Origin of the sequence: Lactobacillus isalae, from assembly GCF_947539375.1 — a bacterium.
In the GTDB taxonomy this organism is placed as follows: Bacteria; Bacillota; Bacilli; order Lactobacillales; family Lactobacillaceae; genus Lactobacillus; species Lactobacillus isalae.
Window position 1 is genome coordinate 529910 of record NZ_OX443569.1, and the last position, 22459, is coordinate 552368.

The following is a 22459-nucleotide window of genomic DNA, read 5'->3' on the forward strand; positions in this document are numbered from 1 at the left end:
GACATTCAATCACTTTCTATATGTTCTATAACTAAAGATTAGATGTAAGAGGGGAAAATAATTTGATTACTGTCTCAGATTTAAGTTTAAATTTGTCTGGTCGTACTTTATACGAAGATGTTAACTTGAAATTTACTCCCGGTAATTGTTATGGAGTAATTGGCGCTAATGGTGCTGGTAAATCTACTTTCTTAAAATTGTTAGAAGGGAAAATTGAACCTACTACAGGAAATATTTCTATTGATGCTAATGAAAGAATGTCTAGTTTAAATCAGGATCACTTTGCATTTGAAGATTTTACTGTCTTAGATACAGTGATTCAGGGACATAAAGAACTTTATCAAGTAATGAAAGATAAAGATGAACTTTATTCTAAACCTGATTTTAGCGATGAAGATGGTGTTAAAGCAGCTGAACTTGAAGCAAAGTTTGCAGAACTTGATGGTTGGAATGCAGAAGCAGATGCTTCTAAGTTATTGCAATCACTTGGAATTCCTGAAGATATGCATCAAAGTAAAATGAGTGAATTACCAGAAGCAGAGAAGGTTAAAGTTCTTTTGGCTCAAGCCTTATTTGGTAATCCAGATATTCTTTTGCTTGATGAACCGACTAACGGTTTAGACGTTCACACCGTAAATTGGCTTGAAGATTTTTTAGCTGATTATCCAAATATTGTTATTGTTGTATCTCACGATCGTCACTTCTTAAACCAAGTATGTACACAAATGTGTGATGTTGATTACGGCAAAATTCAACTCTATATGGGTAATTATGACTTTTGGTATGAATCCAGTAAGCTAGCTTCAGAATTAGCAGCTAATCAAAATGCTAAGAAAGAAGAAAAAATTAAAGAGCTTCAAGAGTTTATTGCTCGTTTTTCAGCAAATGCATCTAAGTCTAAGCAGGCTACATCAAGAAAGAAACAATTAGAAAAAATCACGCTTGACGATATCAAACCATCTTCTCGTAAATATCCTTATGTTAAGTTCGAAATGCATCGAGATTTGGGAAACGATTTATTAAAGGTTGAAGATGTATCTTACAGCATTGATGGCGAAAAAATCTTAGACCATGTTTCATTTATTGTGCGGCCTGGCGACAAGGTTGCTTTCTTATCACGTAATACTTTGGCAACTACAGCTTTAATGGATATTATTGCTGGCAAGATTAAGCCAGAGAGTGGAACAGTAACTTGGGGACAAACGACTGCCTTTAACTACATGTCACGCGATTTGAACGCTAACTTCAATAATGATGAACTTACAATTTTAGACTGGCTTCGACAATATGCTACGAAGGAACAAGATGATAATACATTCTTACGTGGCTTTTTAGGCCGGATGCTCTTTTCAGGTGAAGAAATTGATAAAAAGATAAAAGTACTTTCTGGGGGAGAAAAAGTGCGTTGTCAGCTTTCTAGAATGATGCTTGAGCCAGCTAATGTGTTGGTAATGGATGATCCGACTAACCACTTGGATTTAGAGTCAATTACATCTCTTAATGACGCATTAAAGGACTATCAGGGATCAATCCTATTTACTTCTCATGATCATGAATTTATTCAAACTATTGCAGATCATATTATCGAAATAGGTCCTAAAGGAATTGTCAGTCGTGCAGATACTAGTTATGATGAATTTTTAAATAATCAAAATATTCAAGATCAAGTTGAAAAAATTTACTAATATTGTATAAAAAAGAATTTGTAAATTCCTTTTTAGTTTACTCTTTAAATAAAAGAAAAAACTTTGACAAATAGAACACAAAATTGTAATTCTAAATGTCAAAGTTTTTTTATTTATCTTCTTTAGCAAAAGTGTTAATTATGGTAATAAAACTCTTAGCTAAAGCCTCTTCCTGGGCGACAGGAAGCTTTTTCATGTCATTTGTAAGTTTGTCAAGAAAAACACGGTCATTACTTAACTTATTTACAAATGGCTGTGATTCAGGAGTTTTGGAGGATTCATCAATTAAAGTAATTACGGATGTTTGTAGTGCCTTTGCAATCGCATCTAATTTTTGAATACTGATATTTTGATTACCTGTTCTTTCAATTTTAGAGATGAAATTTACTGATAGACTACTGAATTCCGCAAGGTCTTCTTGAGTCATTCTCAAACTCCTGCGTCTTTTTTTGATCGCAGCTCCTAAGTTGTCTATCACTTCAATCACAATTCCTTTCACACAGATTCTGCCTGCGCTTTTTAGAATAAAGTTAAACTGTAATTAAATGAAGAATTTATAATATTATCTTCCTTCATTTAGTATATTCATACACCTAAACTAGTTGGACAAACGCTAATTTTATGGGCGTTATGAAGTACAAGCATAGGTTTAAACTTAGGAAATTTGAGAGAGACTAGGGAAGTATAACAAATATCGTAATTTTAATGTAGTTATTTTATTGAAATTTAAGAAATTTTACTATTTCCAGTAGAATAATCAAGTTTTACGCCTTTTTGAACATTGAAAATGTAAACATGAAAATGAACATCATTTGAATTAACTGATTGTCCTTCCATTTCCACTCCGCGAGCTAGCAACTCATTATTTCTAAAAATTGGCGTTACTCGGTAACGTACATAATTAGATGGGGATGCTTTTAGATAAGTAGCAACTTCATTTTCATAAATCAACATATCGGGATCATTCAGGTGTCTAGTTCCGGTCATTAAATTTTTCCAATTATTATTTTGACCAGTAAGTTGATAGCCAATTAAGTGAGAACGATTAAAAAGCCAATGATGATTTACTTTTTTATTATGCCAGCCTGTTGGATTAACATGAAGTGCCTCTCTTTTTGTTTTAGGCATTAAAGACTTATTCAAAAGCGCGTTAGCTGCTGTTACACGATTTTGAGAGTCAAGATCACCATATTTTTGCCAAGCGCCATGACTTGTATCTAAATCCTCTTTTGAAAAATCTGGATTATTATTGTTTACATTAACGACACTTTTTCCATCGTAATCAAGAGTAGCTAATTTTTGTTTGCTTAAAGATTCAACTGCGTTTGGATTAGTATAATTTTTTAGTTGTTGTTGAAGATCAGCAATTTTTTTATCTAAAGAGCTAATTTTCTTTTCGACTTTTTGATTTTTCTTCTTTAAACGACTAGCTTCTTTTTGATCACTGTAGTCGTATTTATAATTTTTAACTATCTTAGTGTCGTTGTTTGAGCTAGCTTCTACAGTGCATATTTGACAAGCTCTTAATGAAAACAGGAGGGAAGCTGCTAAAAACTTAGTGAAATTTTTGTGTTTCATTATCTCTTTGCCTTTCTATAGCCAGCATTGATTGCGTCTTGTTCACTATTGAAGTAGACTGCGTTTGCGGAATTCATATGATATCCCGCCTGTCCTGGAACGTGATAGATCATTGAATTACGGTTTCCTACAATTGTTCCTTGACTCGCAGTATATAGATCACCTTGACTTTGACTAGATGAGTCATTATTGTTTGTTTCTTGATTTTGCTTAGCTTTTTTCTGCTCTTCTTCAATTTCTTTCTTTTTAGCAGCAGCTTCTTTTTGAGCTTGAGCTTCAGCGGCCTTTCTTTCCCATTCAGCTTCTTGTTTTTGCTTTTCTTCTTTTTCTTGATAATCATCAAGTTGCCTTTTTAGTTTATTGTATTCAGTTTGCTTGTTTTTTTCTTCCTGCTTTAAGACTTTAGTTCTAGCTTTTTCTTTATTAAGTTCCTTTGTTCCTACTTTTTTAGTAATTGTCTTAGTAATAGTTTTGTGGGTTACTTTTTTACTTTTAGTTAAAGTAATTTTTTGAGTAGATTGTCGGCTTGTATTATGCGAACTAGGAGAGGTGACCAATCCTAATACGAAGAATAAGCCAATTGTGACACAGTTGGCCCAAAGGATCGGATGAGCTGCTTTTTTGAATAAAATTTTTTTAACAAGATAATATGGAATTAGGTAGAACCAAAAGAGGATCCACATTATTATTTTGACAATATTATTTTTCATCATTCTTTCTCCATTCTTCAATATCCTCATGTATCAGGATAATATAATGGTTTCGATAAGAAAATAAAAAATTAAAAAAAGACTTGACGAAATTTGATTAAGATTATAATATATTTTTAACAATTAACTTAAACATTTTGCTAGTTGAGTAAATTAGTGATGTTCTTTTAGAGAGTCTATGTGTGGTGGAAGTAGACAGAGCAGCTGATTGAAGATGGACTAGAGATTAAAATGGTGATAACGAATTTTAAGAATAAGTTATCAACGGAGTTGCGATCGTTAAAAACGCAAGGTAATTCCTAATTAATTTAGGAGCTACTTACTAAGGTTATTTATGTGAGTAAATAACAAATTAAAGGTGGTAACGCGAGCACTCGTCCTTTTTAGGGATGAGTGCTTTTTTGTTTGGGAGGAAAGCATAATGCATAAGAAGAGAATTAGAAATCGGATAATTTGGTCAGTAGTGGCCGTTTTAATTTTAGTTGCTGGTTGGTTTAGTTTTGGCCCGACAAGTAACACTGCTAAAAATCAAAAAGAGGTAGTGGTTGGTGTAGTTGGTCAAACCAAGCAAGATGCAGAGATTTGGAAGAGTGTAGCAGAAACAGCTGAAGAAGAATATGGTATAAAAATTAAAATTAAAAACTTTACGGATTATAACCAGCCAAATAAGGCTCTTCAAAATGGAGATATTGATCTAAATGCTTTTCAGCATTATACATTCTTAAATGCTTGGAATAAGGCAAACCATGGTTCATTAGTGGCTATTGGAAATACTTATATTGCTCCAATCAGATTGTATTCAAAGAAGTACAAAAATATTAATGAGTTGCCACAAGGAGCAACAATTGCGGTTCCAAATGATGCTTCTAATGAATCAAGAGCTTTATATGTATTAAAAAATGCTGGCTTAATTAAATTAAGAAAAGGCGTCAAGTTAGCAACAGTTGCTGATATCACTTCAAATCCTAAAGGTCTAAAGATTAAAGAGGTTAGTGCCGAGCAAACAGCTAGAGTAATTGATGATGTTGATGCAAGTATTGTTAATAATACTTATGCAGTTCCAGCTAAGTTAGGCGACAAGCAGACAATTTATGTTGAACCTTTGAATAAAGATTCTGAGCAATGGATTAACATTATCGTTGCAAACAAGAAAGATAAAAATAATAAGATTTACAAGGACTTAGTTAAGGCATATCAAACCGAAAAGACTAAGAAATTATCTGAAAAACTTTACGGTAAGACTGAAGTTGCAGCTTGGGGATTGAAATTAAAGTAAGAGAGGAGAAAGTCTGATGACAGCACAAATTGATTTAAAAGACATTACTGTTCAATTTGGACAAAATAAGGCAGTAAATAATGTAAGTTTAGAAATAAATAAAGGTGATATTTATGGTGTAATTGGTTTCTCTGGTGCAGGAAAATCTACCTTAGTTAGAACAATCAATTTATTGCAATATCCGACTGCTGGGTCTGTAGAAGTTAACGGTACAGTTTTATTTAAAGATAATAAACTTCAAGTCAATAAAAAACAGCTCCAAGAAAAAAGAAGAAAGATCGGAATGATTTTTCAAAACTTCAATCTTTTAAATGAAGAAACTGTAATTGAGAATGTTGCTTTTGCCTTGCAGCATACACATTTATCTGATAAAGAGTTAGAAGAAAAATCACTTCATTTATTAGAACTGGTGGGTCTAAAAGATAAGGCAGATTTTTATCCAGCTCAGTTATCTGGAGGTCAGCAGCAACGTGTTGCAATTGCCCGCGCATTAGCTAATGACCCAGATATTTTAATTTCTGATGAAGCAACTAGTGCACTGGATCCTAAAACTACCAATCAAATCCTAGATTTACTATATGATTTGAACAAAAAATTAGGCTTAACAATTGTATTAATTACTCATGAAATGGATGCCGTAAAACGAGTAGCAAATAAAATTGCCGTAATGGAAAAAGGAAAAATCATTGAAAAAGGTGATTTAAGAGAAGTATTCTTACATCCGCAAAAACAACTAACTCGTCAATTTGTTGGTGGAGCTTTGCAGGCACAGCATATTTTGAATACTTATAATTTTGATAAATTAGCCGATAATGCTGAACTTTATCAATTGGTTTACAGCATTAATGATGTTACTAAGTCAGTAGTTGCTGATTTGGATGTTTCCTTAAATACTAAGGCAAGCATTTTATATGGAAATGTTGAAGTCTTAAGTGGCGAACCAATTGGGACGTTAGCAATCTTGTTGAATTTAGATGAGCAAAAGCAAAAAGAAGCAATTGAATTCTTGGAGAGTAAGAATGTTGTAGTAACGAAGTTAGATAAAGGAGTGCTGACTAATGATTAGTTTTTTTACCAAAAACTTTCCTAATGTAGTTGCCCTAGGTTGGGGCGGAGATGCTGGCTGGGGAACAGCTATTTTCCAAACTTTATTTATGACTTTTTGGTCAGCAATTTTTGGAGGAATTCTTGGGTTGATCTTTGGTTTGTTATTAGTTTTGACAAAGCCAAAGGGAATTCTAGCAAATAAAGTTGTTTACTGGATAGTTGATAAAATAGTATCAATTTTTAGAGCCGTTCCATTTATTATTTTGTTAGCATTTGTTGCTCCAGTTACGCAAAAAATTGTTGGAACTCAAATCGGAATGAAGGCAGCCTTAGTACCATTAACTTTGGGAGTATTTCCATTCTTTGCTAGACAGGTTCAAGTGGCACTTGAAAGTGTAGATAACGGAAAAATCGAAGCAGCTGAAGCTTTAGGTGCTTCTACAAAAGATATTATTTTTGATGTATACCTAAGAGAAAGTAGATCTGAATTAGCTAGAGTCTCTACAGTAACGTTAATTAGTTTAATTGGCCTAACAGCAATGGCCGGTGCGGTTGGTGCTGGTGGATTAGGTAACACAGCTATTTCTTATGGATATAACCGATTTAATAATGATGTTACTCTAATTGCAACTTTATTGGTTTTATTATTAGTCCTAGTCGTACAAGTAGTGGGAGATTTAGTAGCAAAGAAGTTAAATCACCAAGAGCGCTAATCGTATAGCATTGAAAAAATATTTTTAGTATAATTTAATACAATTGATATTAGCGAAGAATGACATTCTCCGCTTTTTGTATGCCCTTTCATTTAAATGTAGCTTATAATGAAGATAATGAAAACGGAGGACAAAAAAATATGGTAAAAAAAGGTTATCGTGTTGAAAGTGATACATTAGGTCCTGTAGAAATTCCTGAGAAGGCATTATGGGGACCACAAACTCAAAGAAGTAAGGATAATTTCCACACTGGAGCATTAATGCCAATTGGTATTATTCGTGCGCTTCTTCAAATAAAACTTGCTGCTGCTCAAGCTAACATTGAAGCAGGAACTGAAACGGAAGAAAAAGGGCGCGCAATTATTGAAGCAATTCACCAATTGCTTGATTTAAATAATGAAGAATTGCAACCTTACTTTCCACTTCATGTTTACCAAACTGGTTCTGGTACTCAAACAAACATGAATGTCAATGAAGTTGTAGCTAATCTTGCTAATCATAATCATCCTGGTTTAAATATTCTACCTAATGATGATGTGAATATGGGACAATCATCAAATGATACTTTTCCAACTGCGATGAATTTAGTTGCAACGCAAGCACTTGATGATTTAAAGCCATCAATTAAGCACTTGATTAAGGAATTAAAAGTTAAGCAAGATGAGTATTGGACAACAGTTAAAGTAGGTAGAACTCACTTGCAAGACGCTGTACCATTGACTTTTGGTCAAGAATTATCTGGCTATATTTCAGCTCTCAATCATGATTTATCTTATATTAATGAATTAGAAGAAACTTTATACGAACTGCCAATTGGAGGAACAGCTGTTGGAACAGGGCTTAACGCAGCTCCTGGGATGGCAGAAGACATAGCTGAACGTTTATCAAGAAAATATGGTCATCAATTTGACGTAAAAACTAATAAATTCTTTGGATTAGCAAATCACTCCGGCTTAAATGTAGTTCATGGTGCCTTAAAAGCTCTAGCAGCTGATATGTTCAAGATTGCCCAAGATATTCGTTTCTTAGGTTCTGGGCCAAGAGCTGGTTTAGGAGAATTAAATTTACCCGCAAATGAGCCTGGTTCATCAATTATGCCTGGTAAAGTAAATCCAACTCAAGCAGAAGCAGTTACAATGGCAGCTTTACGTGTATTTGGTAACGATACGACAATTACTATGGCTGCTTCTCAGGGAAATTTTGAAATGAATGTTTTTAAACCTGTCATGATTGCTGCATTTTTAGAGTCAGCCAATGTTTTATCAGGGACTATTTCTGGCTTCGCTGATAAGATGATCCATGGTATGACTGTCAATAAAGAAAGAATGGCAAAAGATGTCACAGATTCCTTAATGACTGTTACTGCACTTTCACCTCATATTGGTTACCATGAAGCTGCTACTATTGCGCAAACTGCTGCTAAAGAAAAAACTACTTTACGTACTGCTGCCTTAAAGAGTGGTTTAGTAACTAAAGAGCAGTACGATAAGTGGATGAAGCCAATTACGATGACAAATGCAATGAATACTAAACCAATTGATGATTAAAAGAAGGAGAAAACATGGCATATAAATTTCCAACGCAAACAGTAGATAACTTAAATGAAAATTATGATGCAATTATTGTAGGTAGCGGTGGTACTGGTTTAGCAGCTGCTATTCAAGCTCAGCAATATGGGCTTAAAGTTGCTATTTTAGAAAAAAATGCTTTTTTGGGTGGAAATACCATGAGAGCTAGTTCGGGGATGAATGCTGCTGAGAGTATTGTTCAAGCTCGTTTAGGAGTAAACGACAATATGCAGAAGTTTTATGATGAAACTCTCAAAGGCGGCGGTTACATGAACGACCGTGAAATGCTTCATTATTTTGTTGAACATGCTCCTTTAGCTATTGCTTGGCTTGAAGACCTAGGAATTAAAGTAGATGATTTAACAATTACCGGTGGTATGTCTAAGAAACGTACTCACCGCCCATCGTCAATGGCTCCAATTGGTGCATTTTTAGTTAATAATTTACTTAAAATTGCGGATGAACGTAATATTCCAATTTTTACAGACGCTAAAGTTACTAAATTATTGCAAGCTGAAGATAAAAAAATAGTTGGTGTTGAGGTTAATAACGAACATCAAGTAAGAGCTAAAGCAGTGTTACTTGCAACAGGAGGCTTTGGTGCTTCTAAGGATCTAATTGCTAAATATCGCCCTGATTTACGTAATTATAAAACTACTAATCAAGCTGGAGCTACTGGGGATGGTTTGAAACTGGCTGACAAGGTCGGTGCACAATTAGAGCAACTGGAATTAGTTCAGGTTCACCCAACAGTTCAGCAAGATACAGATCATGCATATTTGATCGGTGAAGCTGTTCGCGGCGAAGGTGCGATTTTAGTTGATCATGAAGGTAAAAGATTTATTAATGAATTAAGCACTCGCAAAATTGTGTCTAATGCGATTACTGAAACTCCAGAGCATTCTGCATACTTAATCTTTGATCAAGGGGTTAGAGACAGAGTTAAGGCTATCGAATTTTATGACTCGATTAATCTAGTTGTTCATGGAAATACAATTGAAGAATTGGCCGAAAACATTAAAGTTCCAGCTGAAAATCTTGAAAAGACACTCCAAGATTGGAATCAAGCAGTTGAAAAGCATGATGATGTGAAGTTTGGTCGTACGACTGGTATGGCTAATTTAGATCATGCACCATATTACGCTATTCATATTGCACCTGCTATTCACTACACAATGGGCGGAATTCATATTGCTCCTGATACCCGTGTTTATGACACTAATGGTAATTTTATTGATGGCTTATATGCTGCTGGTGAAGTTAGTGGCGGCTTGCATGGCAATAATAGAATTGGTGGTAATTCTATTGCTGAAACAATTATTTTTGGCCGTGAAGCAGGAAAAGCAATGGCAGATTTAATTAAATAAAGCGCTTTCAACAGATGGCTTATTTGTGTATACTTAAAGTGTAGAATTTAAGTTTTCATTCAAAGGAGTTATATATAAAAATGAGTCGTAGAAAAGTATTTTTAGTTGGTGACGGTCGTGTTGGCTCAACTTTTGCAAATGACTTATTGCAAAATGTAAAAATTGATGAATTGGTAATTTGTGATGTGGTTAAAAAAATTACTGAAGGGGATGCCTTAGACTTAGAAGATTTAGCACCATTTGTAGGTCAATGTACAGTAAAGAGCGGTGATTATAGCGATGCTAAAGATGCAGATATTGCTGTAATTACTGCAGGTGCAGCAAGAAAACCTGGAATGACAAGATTAGACTTAGTGAAGACCAATGTTAAAATTCTAGAATCAATCATAAAACCAATTGTTGATTCTGGATTTAATGGTATTTTTGTTGTTTCTGCTAACCCCGTTGATATTTTGACTACTTTAACACAAAAATTGTCTGGCTTTCCGAAGAACAAGGTTATTGGAACAGGTACATCACTTGATACAGCACGCTTGCGGGTGGCATTATCACACAAGACTGGCGTAAATGTTGATCATATTGATGCCTATGTTTTAGGCGAACACGGGGATACTTCTTTTGAAAACTTTGATGAAGCCATTATCGATCATAAGCCACTTCGTTCTTACAAAGAATTAGATGAACAAACTTTAGTTGAATTAGAAACTGACGTCCGTAAAAAGGGTGGTAAGATTATTGCTAACAAAGGCGCAACATTCTATGGCGTTGCAATGTGCTTAACGCAAATTTGCAAAGCAATTTTAGAAAATACCGCACGCGTTATGCCATTATCAGCTCCAATGACTGGTGAATATGGTATTCACGATCTTTACCTTGGCAGTCCTGCAGTTATTACTGCTAACGGAATTAGCAATGTAATTGAGCTTCATTTATCAGAAGATGAAAAGAAAAAAATGACTTATTCAGCAACTAAGATGAAAGAAGTTGTTGATGGAATTGAACTGTAGACATTATAGTTTGTAAATAAAAAGGTCTTGCACTTACTTAAGTTAAGAGTGCAAGACTTTTTTTCTGTGATAAAATTTTAAAGGTATGATATTTAATCAAAGTTTGGGGACTATGAAAATTGAAAAACACAGAAAGTAAAAATGAACGCGTCAATCAGTTGCATCATCAGCATACCTTGTCGCATCATCATCATATGCGTATTCGCTGGCAGGAATTTTTCACAAGCGATAATATTACTCCAGCAAAAAATGCCACTTTAGCTGAACGATCGGTAATTGTCGGTCATATTGGTATGATGCTCTTGTCATATGGAACAGGAGCTTGGCGAGTAAGATCAGCAATGAACACGATTGCTCGTTGTTTGGATATGACTTGCAGCACAGATATTGGTTTAGTTTCAATTGAATATACTTGCGTTGATGCTGATGGTAAAAGCTACACTCAGGCCTTAAGCTTACCATCAACTGGAGTCAATACAACGAAGTTAGATCGAATGGAAAACTTTGTCAATCAGTTTAAAAAAGATAATGGTAATTGGACGATTGGACAAATTCATAATCGGTTAGAAGAAATTTCGACTATGAAGTCTCAATATTCACCATGGCAAGTTGGTTTAGCTGCTGGATTAGCTTGTGGTGGATTTATATTTTTACTTGGTGGAGGAATTTTCGAAGTTATTTGTGCGTTTTTAGGTGCTAGTTGCGGAAATTATGTGCGTCGTAAAATGGCTGATCTCCACCTTACAATTTTGGCAAACACTACTGTAGCTGTAGCAGTTGCCTGTGCGGTATATGTTGGTAGCTTTTATTTAATTAGATTATTTTATCCAGTTAGTTTGCATCACTTAGATGGATATATTGGGGCGATGCTATTTGTGATTCCTGGATTTCCTTTTATTACGTCTGGACTGGATATTTCTAAACTTGATATGCGATCAGGATTAGAGCGGATGGCCTATGCAATTATGATTATTGTCGTTGCAACTGCTGTTGGTTGGGTAATGGCTTTAATTTTAAACTTACATCCGCAGAATTTTGAAAAACTTGGATTGACACCAGTAGTTTTAACACTATTGAGATTAGTAGCTAGTTTTTGTGGAGTCTTTGGTTTCTCAATTATGTTTAATTCTAAGATTTCAATGGCAACAGTTGCTGGTTTGTCAGGAGCAGTTGCAAATACTTTACGTTTGAGCTTAGTTGATTGGTCAAATGTTCCGCCGGCAGTAGCTGCCTTTATCGGAGCTTTTGTTGCTGGAATGCTTGCATCAATTATTAGACGTAAAATTGGTTTCCCAAGAATTGCGATTACTGTGCCTTCAATCGTAATTATGGTTCCTGGACTGTATATGTATCGAGCAATGTTTAATTTGGGATTAACTTCATTAAATGCTGGAGCATTATGGATGGTTCAGGCTTTAATGATTGTCATTTGTTTACCATTAGGATTGATTGCAGCTAGAATTTTAATGGACAAAGATTGGCGTCATGCAGGATAAATTTTTATGAAAAAAAGTTGCTATAGAATTTAAACTATAGCAACTTTTTTCGTATAATTAATAGAACGATAGAATAGAAAATGAAGAATGAGTGACGATTATGCAAAAGAAAATCTTATTGCTTTCTACTGGTGGAACAATTGCTTCAGTTGTATCAGATGCAGGTCTAGTTCCTAAAGAATCTGGAGAACAATTAATTAATATGTTGGGTGAGTTGCCGTATGATATTACGGTTGAAGATATTTTGCAATTAGATTCTTCTAATATTCAACCAGAAGAGTGGAAGTTAATTGCAGAGAAGATATTTGAAAATCGAAATAAGTATGATGGAATTGTAGTTTCTCACGGAACAGATACAATGGCATATACTGCCTCAATGCTTGCTTTTATGCTTCAAAATATTAATATCCCGGTTGTTCTGACTGGAAGCCAGGTTCCGATTAACGTAATTTTGAGTGATGCACCTGATAATTTGAAATTAGCTTTTGCTGCAGCAGCAAGTTGCCATCCAAATATTTATCTGGCTTTTGATCAAAAGGTAATGCTTGGATGCCGTAGTGTAAAGGTTAGAACAATAAATTTTGACGCTTTTGAAAGTGTGAATGTTCCACCTGTTGCAAGAGTTACATCTGATGGACTTGTTTTTTCTGAACAAAATTTACCAAAAAACACTAAAGAATGTACTTTAAATACAGAAATTAACCCACAGGTTTCTTTAGTAAAATTATTCCCTGGATTTGATCCTAATTTGCTATTTGCTATGGTTGATAGTGGATGTCAAGGAATTGTAATTGAAGCTTACGGTTTAGGTGGTATGAATTACATTAGAAGAAATATGGTGGCTGCTGTTGGAAAACTAATCCGCAAGGGTATCCCAATTATTGCTACTAGTCAATGTTTATATGAAAGAAGCGATCTTACTAAGTACGAAGTAGGTAGAGAGGCTCTTCTTGAAGGTGCAATTAGTGCTCGAGATATGACTTCTGAGAGTGCAATCACTAAGTTAATGTGGGGACTTGGGCAAGGCTGGAATGTTCACGAAATTTCTGAGTTCTTTAACACTGATATAGCTGGTGAAGTCACTATTGAAAAAGATGATAACCTACACGTAGATTGATTTTTAAGGATAGAAATGAAAGAAAATTTTAAGCAACCAATTGGGTTAACGAGTGCAGAGGTTGACCAAAGAACTAAAGAAGGTAAAGTAAACCGTGCTGTTAATGATCAAGCGAAGACAACATGGCAAATTATTAAAGAAAATACTTTTACCTATTTCAACTTGATTTTTTTAGTATTAGCAATTCTTTTGGTAATTGTTGGTGAGTATAAAGATCTAACTTTTTTGCCTGTAATTATTGCTAATATGATCATTGGTATTGTTCAAGAATTAAGGGCCAAAAGTGTTTTAGACAAATTAAATGTAATGAATACGACAAAGATTGCCGTAATTCGTAATCAAAAAGAAGAAGTTATTCCCATCGAAGATTTAGTCTTAGGTGATGTAATTGTGCTTCAAACCGGTGATCAAATCCCGGCTGATGGTCAGGTGATTTCTGGAACATTACGCGTAAATGAGTCTTTATTAACTGGAGAAGCTGACGAAATAGAGAAAGACGCTGGGGCAGATTTGATGTCCGGAAGCTTCGTAGTTGCCGGCAAAGCCTATGCTCGTCTTGAAAAAGTTGGGAAGAACTCTTATGTTTCTAAGTTAACTTTAGAAGCTAAGGCAATGAATTCAAAAGAAGGATCAGAAATGGTCCGTTCAATTAATAAGTTAATTAAATGGGTTGGAATCATTATTATCCCATGTGGAATTGCGCTTTTTATTGTGGCTAGATATGTAAACCACCTGAATTTAGCTGATAGCGTGGTATCGATGGAAGCAGCAGTAATTGGGATGATCCCAGAAGGGCTATATTTGTTAACAACTATAGCTTTGGCTTTAGCTGCAATGCGTTTAGCTCGTTCCCAGGTAATGCTTCATGATATGAAAAGTGTTGAAACTTTAGCAAGAGTTAATGTTTTATGTGTCGATAAAACTGGAACTATTACCGAGCCAAAGATGGAAGTTGAAAAGATTATTCCAGTCAATATAAGTAAGAATGATTTAGCAAAAGATATTTCTGTTTTTGCTCAAAACATGCCACATGATAATGCCACAATTAAAGCTGTGGCGAAGACTTTTAATCAGAAGTTTAATATCCAAGCAGAGAGAATTATTCCCTTCACGTCAGTGAATAAGTATAGTGGCGCTATTATTGGTAAAGATACGTTGTTAATGGGTGCGCCTGAATTTGTATTGCGTGGACAATTTAAAAACTATGAAAAAGATATAAACCAGTATACTAGTCAAGGCTATCGTGTTTTAGCTTTTGCAAAATATCCAGAAGCTTTGGAGGATGAAAAGCAGCAACTTTCTAAAGAAGTTGAACTACTTGGCTATATTTTGATTTCTAATCCAATTCGAAAAGAAGCTAAGAGCACCTTTAAGTACTTTGAACGTCAAGGAGTAAATGTCAAGGTTATTTCAGGTGACAATCCGTTAACAGTAGCTAGAGTAGCTAAGCAAGCTGGAATTAAGGATGCTGATAAACTAATTGATGCTACTGAAATTGGTGAAGGTGACTACGAAGAAGTTGTTAGAAAATATAATGTTTTTGGTCGAGTTAAGCCAGATCAAAAGAAGAAGTTAATTAAGGCACTTCAAAAAAATGGTAATACAGTTGCCATGACTGGAGACGGTGTTAACGATATTTTGGCGATGAAGAGCGCAGATTGCTCAATTGCGATGGCATCGGGAAATAGTGCAGCGGTTCAGGCTTCTCAAGTAGTATTGCTTGATTCTGATTTTGCTAGAATGCCCAAGGTTGTTGATGAAGGTAGAAAAGTAGTTAATAACATTGAAAGATCAGCTAGCTTATTCCTAGTTAAAAATATTTTTTCATTCTTAATGGCTATTTTCTCTTTAGCATTTGCAATGTCCTATCCATTAAGACCAGCACAAATTGCTTTGATTTCTGCCTTTACGATTGGGCTACCATCATTTTTACTTGCTCTTGAAAATAACTATAACCGAATTCGTGGGAAATTTATTCCAAATGTGTTGTCACGTGCAATCCCAGGTGGAATTACAGATATGTTAGCTGTATCAATTTTGGTAGTCGCAGATATGGTGTTAGCTTTAGGACGACAAGAAGTTGCTACAACAGCAACGATGCTTTTAGTAGCTGTAGGGATGATGGTTCTATACCATATTTCAAGGCCACTAAATAAATTCAGATGGACTGTCTTAGGTGGTTCGTTCTTAGCGCTAGTCTTAGCTGTTATTTTCTTCCATAATTTATTTGCTCTTTCACGCATCTCGGCAACGGCAGTATTTTTACTATTAGTATTATTCTTTGCGGAAATTACTATTTTTAGACTCTTAAGTAAATTTGCAGATGGAGTAAGAGAGGTCTTAGTGGTATATGACCAAAAAGGAAAAGATTTGACTTTAAACGATATCAAACAGGCATATCGTAAGGGAAGAAACTTGGTAAATATGCCAGCAGTAAAATAAATTATTAAATAAGTATAAATTTTTTACTACTTGAATGATACAATTAAGCAGTTAAGTCAATATTTATCAGAGGTTAAAAATGAAAACTAGTAATATAGAAAAGTATAAGAATAAATTAATAGATTATCTTATCCCGATAATTTTAAGTTTAGTAATTGCAACTATCTTAATTTGGACAGAACTAAGTACTAGGTCGGGGCTTACTTTAGATGATACTGCTTTTCATTTTCATCGCTTTTATGATACCTATCAGCAAATACAAAACCATAATTTCTCTTATTTTCAAATGAATTATGGAATGGGAGCAAGTGGTCGAATAGTTAATGCACTCTATGGACCATTTTTAGCGTATATAATGGGTTTTTTACTCCTATTTTGTAGCTCATGGCTTCGCTTCCAAGTTGTCATAACATATCTAATTTTTATAATTGGTGGATTGGGAATTTACCATTTAGGAAGAAAAGTAAAGATGTCAAGAATGGTTGCTTCAGTAATTACAGCCTTATTTTTGACAACTGGATACATTGCATATTGGCCGAGATCAAATGCTTTTAATTCCTGGGGAGCTATTTTAATACCTTTTATTTTGATTCAAGGTATTAACTTGCTAAATAATCATAAAAAACGATTTAGTTGGATTAGTTTAGGCGTTGTAATGGCGATTGTGGCTCAAATTCATTTGTTGAGTACATTCTTTGCTATTTTAGCTTTAATTCCATTCTTTATTTATGGCCTGGTTTTAACTGAAAATAAGCGTCAAATGTGGTTTGACGTATTTAAAGCTGTTGGTTTATTTGTTGTGTTGACTGCAAATGTCTGGGGCGCATTTTTATTACTGTATCCAACTAATCAAATGGCGTCGCCAATAGACTATTCTCCAGTTTTAACTTCTGTTAACTTATCAGTTGCTGGAACAAGCACAATGTGGACGTCAATAACTGAAGTTACCTTGCTTTTGTTTATTGTTCAACTAATCTATATTGTATTTAACTTTAAATCTTCAAGAATCAATACTCTTGTAACGCTTGAGGGCTGGGTATTTCTTTATCTCAGTTCAAACTTATTCCCATGGCAATTTGTTAAAGATAATTTTCCAGCTGTAACAGGATATCTGCAGTTTCCTAACCGTTTTACTGTTGTAGCATATCCGTTATTATTTATTGGCATTGGTTTAACGATTACAGAGCTAATTAAGAATCATGGTAAGAAGCTTGGCATGCTAGCTAGTGCATTGGCTGTTGTGGTAGTTTTATTCAATGTTAGAGCTGATTTTAATGAAATCAACAACAATATTTCTTATAACAAAGGAATTACCAGTAATGTTGCAGAAATGCAAGAAAAGGGACTAAAAGCATATATTGATAAGATTGAAATCAATAGTCCAGATTATCTTCCTGTTCAAAAGAAAATTAAATCTGGTGATATCACAGGGATGCTAATGAGTATGGCAGAGCAGAGAAAAGGATTTAGCAAGACGGCCTTAACTGGTGGACGCTTAGAAATTAAGTGGAATGGAAAGAATGCTAAGTCAACTACACTACCAATTTTCCTTTATCGTCAATCTGAACTAATAGTAAACGGCAAAAAGACAAATCCAAAGCTCAATGAAATTGGGATGCCGATTGTTAAGTCAAAACAGGGGAAAAATACTGCAATTCTTTCGTTCAAAACTCCAACTTGGTTTATAATTCTACTTTACATTTCAATCCTTGGTTGGGTAGTAATGTTAGTTTATTGCGTGTTTAGATTAGTTAAAATAGCTAAAAAATAATGCAAAAAAACTTCCTAAAACTAGAATTTCTAGTCTGAGGAAGTTTTTTATTACTCTAATAAATCAACAAAAGTAGCATCCGTAACTTTTTGTAAATCTTCTGGATTAATCATAATACTGCGTCCAACTTCACCACTTGAAACGGCAATTTGATCGTGATCCTTCATACTGCTATCTAAGTAGATGGGAAAGTGATGCTTTTGATAAATACCGATCGGTGTGTTTGCGCCGTGAACATAACCAGTTGTTGCCACTAACTTCTTGAGAGGAAGCAGTTCACATTTTTTATTACCAGAAGCTTTAGCAAGTTTTTTCATACTCAAATGTTCAGTGACTGGTACAACGCCAACTACTGGACTATTTTTATTTCCTTCACATACTAAGGTTTTGTAGACCAAAGCCTCTTCATCGTCTAAAATGGAAGTATCCATTTGTTTAACATCACCTTTTTGAATGGTGTTAAATGATAATTGTTTATATGGAATTTTTTGTTGGTCGAGCATTTTTTCGACTAACGTCTTATTAAGTTTTTTCTTTTTATTTTTTTTCGACATTTTTCTCACCTTTTAATATCATAAACGTGGGAATTTAACATGTCAAAAGGGGACAAGTGTAGTGAAATTATTAGCAATAAAAATTGAATGTAGTCATGAATTAGAAGACGGCTTAAGTTTTTTCGTCCAAGATGAATTAAATGCACAAGGAATTGAGAGTCGCAAGCGAAGTGATTTTATTGCTGAAGGCGAGAAACACGACAGTAGCTTAGTTGAACTTGGTGATATTGAAAACTTGCCAAAGGATTTAGAATTAACAGTATATTTTGATTATGAAAATGCTGATAAAAAAGAGTTAGTTAAAAAGATTACTGATAAGATTGCTGAGATGAAGAGCTATGGTTTAAATAGTGGCGAAGTTTCAATTAGCAGTAAAGAAGTAGCAGACAAAGACTGGAATACTGCTTGGCAAAAATACTATCACGTGATCGATTTTTCTCGTCATTTGGCTATTGTTCCTGAATGGGAAGATTATCAACCAGTCTTTTCAGATCAAAAATTGATTCGCTTAGATCCTGGTCTTGCTTTTGGAACAGGCGGTCATACTACAACGCAACTGGTATTACTTGCAATGGAGCGAGCATTAGTTAAACCGATGTCAGTTTTAGATGTTGGAACTGGGTCAGGTATTTTAGCTATTGCTGCTAGCAAATTGGGTGCAAGTCACGTTTTAGGAACTGATATTTCCGATGAAGCAGTTACTGCTGCTAAAGAAAATATTGCGTTAAATGATGTAGATAATATTGATGTACGCAAGGCTAACTTATTAAAAGATATTGATGATAAATATGATTTAATTGTGGCCAATATTTTAGCAGATATTTTGTTAGAATTAATTCCAGACTTAGATAGTCATTTGAATGAAGAAGGAAAGGTTATTTTCTCAGGAATTGATTATTTGCAATTGCCAAAAATTGAAAAAGCACTTGCAGAAAATGGTTTTGAAATTAAGATGAAAATGCAAGAAGGACGCTGGATTGGTCTATTAATTTCTAGAAAGCCAGATTAAAATAATTTATTAAAAGAAAAGGTAAGCAAAAATGAAGAAAAATAGTGAAGAAAAGAAAAATTTTAATTTTAAGGCTTGGTGGAGTAAAATAAATGAAAAATCATTTATGCCACTTATTTGGTTAACTTTATTAGGAGTAATTGTCTGGATTATTTGTCCGCTAGTCCACTTAAGTCGTGTTTGGCGAATTGGATTGGTTTTCTTTATTTTTAATAGTTATTTAAGTTATCAAATTGGTCGTATTATGCAAATTAGAAAATTAAGTTATTGGTGGCTTCTTCTTTTCCCAATAGTTTTTGCCATTGCAGTCTTGATTCATTTTGCAAAATATAACTTCTTACTCTGCTTAGTATATTTAAGTTTTGAATTATTTGGTCTCTGGCATGATGATTTTTACAAAGAAAAGAAATAAAGAATAGGTGATGCTTTATGTCAAAATATCGTGAGATGACTCATGAAGAAGTTCTTGCTGAATGCAAGAAATATATGAATGATGAACACTTAGCTTTTGTTGAATCAGCATATGAATTTGCTAAGAATGCTCATGAAGGTCAATTTAGAGTTTCTGGTCAGCCATATATCATTCACCCCACTCAAGTTGCAGGTACTTTAGCAACTTTGCGCTTAGATCCTGATACAGTGGCTGCTGGGTATCTTCATGATACGGTAGAAGATACACCAGTCACTAATGACGATATTAAAGAAAAATTCGGTAAAGACGTTGCTTTTATTGTTGATGGCGTAACTAAGCTAAGTAAAATTCAATACAAGTCAAAAAGCCATGAGGAATATTTAGCGGATAACCACCGCAAAATGCTAATTGCGATGGCAAAAGACTTACGTGTAATCATGGTTAAGCTTGCTGACCGTTTACATAATATGCATACTTTGGATCACTTACGACCTGACAAGCAAAGACGAATTGCTGATGAAACTTTAGATATTTATGCACCCCTTGCTGATCGTTTGGGTATTGGAACAATTAAGTGGGAACTTGAAGACATGAGTTTGCACTACTTGAACCCACAACAATACTACCGAATTGTTAACTTAATGCAGTCTAAGCGCAGTGAGCGAGAAGGATATATTGCAGATGCAATTACAACTTTGAAGCAAACGCTTGATGGTTTGGGGATTAAGTATGAAATTTATGGTCGTCCAAAGCATATTTATTCAATTTATAAAAAAATGGTTAATAAGCATAAGGACTTTAGTGAAATTTACGACTTATTAGCTGTTAGAGTAATTGTAAAATCAGTTCGTGATTGCTATGCCGTTTTAGGTGCTGTTCATACTAAATGGAAGCCAATGCCTGGTCGATTTAAAGACTATATTGCTGTTCCAAAAGTAAATGGTTATCAATCATTACATACAACGATTATTGGACCTGGTGGTAAACCTCTTGAAATCCAGATCAGAACTGAAGCAATGCACCAAGTAGCTGAATATGGTGTTGCTGCTCACTGGGCATATAAAGAGGGCGTTAAGGGCGAAGTTGAGCAAACAGATGCAAACAAAAAGCTCAACATGTTCCAAGAAATTCTTGAACTTCAAAATGAAACTAAAGACTCTCATGAATTTATGAAGAGCGTCAAAACTGACATTTTTTCAGATCGAGTATATGTTTTTACTCCTAAAGGCGACGTTTATGAACTTCCTAAGGGATCAGTGCCTTTAGATTTTGCTTATATGGTTCACTCTGAAGTTGGTGCACATTCTGTTGGAGCTAGAATTAACGGCAAAATTGTGCCACTAGACTATAAGCTTAAAAATGGTGATGTAGTTGAGATGCTAACTCAAGCTTCAGCTCGACCATCCCGTGATTGGGTTAACTTAGTCAAGACCTCAAGAGCGAGAAATAAGATTAAGCGTTTCTTTAAAGCTGAAGATCGCGAAGAAAATATTGAAAAAGGTCAGAACTTTATTGAACAAGAATTACTTAACCGTGATTTAGCTCCAAAAGAGTTCATGGATAAAGAACATATTCAAAAGGTAATTGACCATTTTAATTACCATAATGAAGAAGAAATGTTAGCAGCCGTGGGTTACGGGGAAGTCTCGGCATCAACTGTTGCTAACCGTTTAACAGAAGATTTGCGTAAGAAAGCTGAAGATGAAAAGCAACGTCAACTTGAAGAAAAGATTATGAATGCAGGGCAGCAAAGTTCAGCAGAAGAAGATGATAATTCTGATGCTCCAGCTGATATTATGCGAGTTAAGCATAATAATGGAGTTATGGTACAGGGCGTTTCTGACCTAATGCTTCATTTAGCTAAATGCTGTAATCCTGTTCCAGGAGATCCGATTATTGGCTATGTGACTAAGGGACGTGGTGTAACAATTCACCGCGCAGATTGTCCTAACATTACAGAAGAAGCTAAGAAACAAGGTCGATTGATTGATGTAGCTTGGGAAAATATCGCTAAAGATAAGGATAAGGAAAATTACAATGCAGATATTGAAATTTATGGTTTCAATCGTTCTCGTCTTTTAAGCGATGTAATTAATGCTCTTAACTCGAAGACTAAAAATATTGTTAATATTTCTGGAAAAGTTGATAGCAATAATATGGCTCATATCTATGCGACTGTTTCTGTTAGAGATGCGGCTCATCTTGAAGATATTTTAAGTCGGATGAGGGATGTGTCAAATGTTTATGAAGCAAAGAGGTCAATTAATTAATGCGTGTTGTTATTCAGAGAGTAAATAAAGCCCAAGTGGCTATTGATGATGAAATAGTTGGTAAAATTAAACGCGGTTTTCTTTTATTAGTTGGATTACGCGAAGGTGACGAATTAGACCAGGTAAAGAAAGCAGCTGATAAAATTGCTAAAATGCGTATTTTTGAAGATGAAAATGGTAAAACTAATTTATCTTTAAAGGACGTTAATGGAGAAATTTTAAGCGTTAGTCAATTTACTTTACTGGCTAATACTAAAAAAGGAAATCGTCCAAGCTTTGTTGAAGCAATGCGACCACCTAAATCTAAAGAATTGTGGGAAGACTTCAATCAAGAACTTGAAAGTAAAGGATTTCACGTTGAAACAGGCGAATTTGGTGCAGATATGCAGGTTAGCCTAGAAAACGATGGTCCGTTTACGATTGTATTAGATATTTAA

19 protein-coding genes are annotated in these 22459 nt (G+C 34.6%); 15 read left to right on the forward strand and 4 right to left on the reverse strand.

All coding sequences use genetic code 11. The features are described from left to right. Positions 1–62 precede the first annotated feature (62 nt). Positions 63–1685 carry an ABC-F family ATP-binding cassette domain-containing protein gene (locus QM512_RS02600; protein ID WP_282805968.1) on the forward strand — a complete coding sequence of 541 codons (1623 nt, stop codon included), beginning with the start codon at positions 63–65 and terminating at the stop codon, positions 1683–1685. Between the two features lie 109 nt (positions 1686–1794). Here QM512_RS02600 and QM512_RS02605 read toward each other — a convergent pair whose 3' ends face one another. From QM512_RS02605 to QM512_RS02615, 3 genes are all read right to left on the reverse strand, one after another. Then, positions 1795–2112: a helix-turn-helix domain-containing protein gene (locus QM512_RS02605; RefSeq protein WP_394358297.1), complete on the reverse strand. Its 318-nt coding sequence runs from the start codon at positions 2110–2112 to the stop codon at positions 1795–1797. A 299-nt stretch (positions 2113–2411) separates the two neighbouring features. Continuing rightward, positions 2412–3263 (reverse strand): DNA/RNA non-specific endonuclease, encoded by an 852-nt coding sequence (locus tag QM512_RS02610; protein WP_282805970.1) that lies wholly within the window; start codon positions 3261–3263, stop codon positions 2412–2414. Further along, positions 3263–3976, reverse strand: coding sequence for a sunset domain-containing protein (locus tag QM512_RS02615; RefSeq protein ID WP_282805971.1), 714 nt, complete (start codon positions 3974–3976; stop codon positions 3263–3265). The genes QM512_RS02610 and QM512_RS02615 overlap by 1 nt, the downstream gene beginning before the upstream one ends. Positions 3977–4394: 418 nt before the next feature. On the opposite strand from QM512_RS02615, the gene QM512_RS02620 reads away from it, so the two are divergent. From QM512_RS02620 to QM512_RS02665, 10 genes are all read left to right on the forward strand, one after another. Next, positions 4395–5249, forward strand: a complete 855-nt coding sequence (locus QM512_RS02620) for a MetQ/NlpA family ABC transporter substrate-binding protein (RefSeq protein ID WP_282805972.1) — start codon at positions 4395–4397, stop codon at positions 5247–5249. A 16-nt stretch (positions 5250–5265) separates the two neighbouring features. Beyond that, complete coding sequence (locus QM512_RS02625; RefSeq protein ID WP_282805973.1) at positions 5266–6315, forward strand: methionine ABC transporter ATP-binding protein; 1050 nt, start codon at positions 5266–5268, stop codon at positions 6313–6315. Further along, complete coding sequence (locus QM512_RS02630) at positions 6308–7009, forward strand: methionine ABC transporter permease (protein ID WP_282805974.1); 702 nt, start codon at positions 6308–6310, stop codon at positions 7007–7009. The genes QM512_RS02625 and QM512_RS02630 overlap by 8 nt, the downstream gene beginning before the upstream one ends. A 140-nt stretch (positions 7010–7149) precedes the next feature. Further along, positions 7150–8556: a class II fumarate hydratase gene (locus QM512_RS02635; RefSeq protein WP_282805975.1), complete on the forward strand. Its 1407-nt coding sequence runs from the start codon at positions 7150–7152 to the stop codon at positions 8554–8556. Positions 8557–8570: 14 nt separating this feature from the next. Further along, positions 8571–9944 carry a flavocytochrome c gene (locus QM512_RS02640; RefSeq protein ID WP_282805976.1) on the forward strand — a complete coding sequence of 458 codons (1374 nt, stop codon included), beginning with the start codon at positions 8571–8573 and terminating at the stop codon, positions 9942–9944. Between the two features lie 80 nt (positions 9945–10024). Next, positions 10025–10951, forward strand: a complete 927-nt coding sequence (locus QM512_RS02645; RefSeq protein WP_282805977.1) for an L-lactate dehydrogenase — start codon at positions 10025–10027, stop codon at positions 10949–10951. Positions 10952–11070: 119 nt separating this feature from the next. Then, positions 11071–12447: a threonine/serine exporter family protein gene (locus tag QM512_RS02650; protein ID WP_394358298.1), complete on the forward strand. Its 1377-nt coding sequence runs from the start codon at positions 11071–11073 to the stop codon at positions 12445–12447. 100 nt (positions 12448–12547) lie between these two features. Continuing rightward, on the forward strand, positions 12548–13564 hold the full coding sequence (locus QM512_RS02655) for an asparaginase (protein ID WP_282805978.1): 1017 nt from the start codon (positions 12548–12550) through the stop codon (positions 13562–13564). 15 nt (positions 13565–13579) lie between these two features. Then, positions 13580–16006: a cation-translocating P-type ATPase gene (locus QM512_RS02660; RefSeq protein WP_282805979.1), complete on the forward strand. Its 2427-nt coding sequence runs from the start codon at positions 13580–13582 to the stop codon at positions 16004–16006. 79 nt (positions 16007–16085) lie between these two features. Beyond that, positions 16086–17777 carry a glycosyltransferase family protein gene (locus QM512_RS02665; RefSeq protein ID WP_282805980.1) on the forward strand — a complete coding sequence of 564 codons (1692 nt, stop codon included), beginning with the start codon at positions 16086–16088 and terminating at the stop codon, positions 17775–17777. Between the two features lie 50 nt (positions 17778–17827). On the opposite strand, the gene ybaK is transcribed toward QM512_RS02665, so the two are convergent. After that, entirely contained in the window at positions 17828–18331 is a 504-nt protein-coding gene (gene ybaK / locus QM512_RS02670) for a Cys-tRNA(Pro) deacylase (protein ID WP_282805981.1), read from the reverse strand. A 61-nt stretch (positions 18332–18392) separates the two neighbouring features. Between ybaK and prmA the strand changes: the two genes are divergently transcribed. The 4 genes from prmA to dtd are packed head-to-tail and all read left to right on the forward strand — an operon-like array spanning position 18393 to position 22459. Then, positions 18393–19340, forward strand: coding sequence for a 50S ribosomal protein L11 methyltransferase (gene prmA, locus QM512_RS02675; RefSeq protein WP_282805982.1), 948 nt, complete (start codon positions 18393–18395; stop codon positions 19338–19340). Between the two features lie 31 nt (positions 19341–19371). Then, positions 19372–19752 (forward strand): hypothetical protein, encoded by a 381-nt coding sequence (locus QM512_RS02680; RefSeq protein ID WP_282805983.1) that lies wholly within the window; start codon positions 19372–19374, stop codon positions 19750–19752. Positions 19753–19769: 17 nt separating this feature from the next. Next, a complete protein-coding gene (locus QM512_RS02685; protein WP_282805984.1) occupies positions 19770–22022 on the forward strand; it encodes a RelA/SpoT family protein in 2253 nt (750 codons plus the stop codon). Then, positions 22022–22459 (forward strand): D-aminoacyl-tRNA deacylase, encoded by a 438-nt coding sequence (gene dtd, locus QM512_RS02690; RefSeq protein WP_282805985.1) that lies wholly within the window; start codon positions 22022–22024, stop codon positions 22457–22459. Before QM512_RS02685 ends, dtd begins: the two co-directional genes overlap by 1 nt.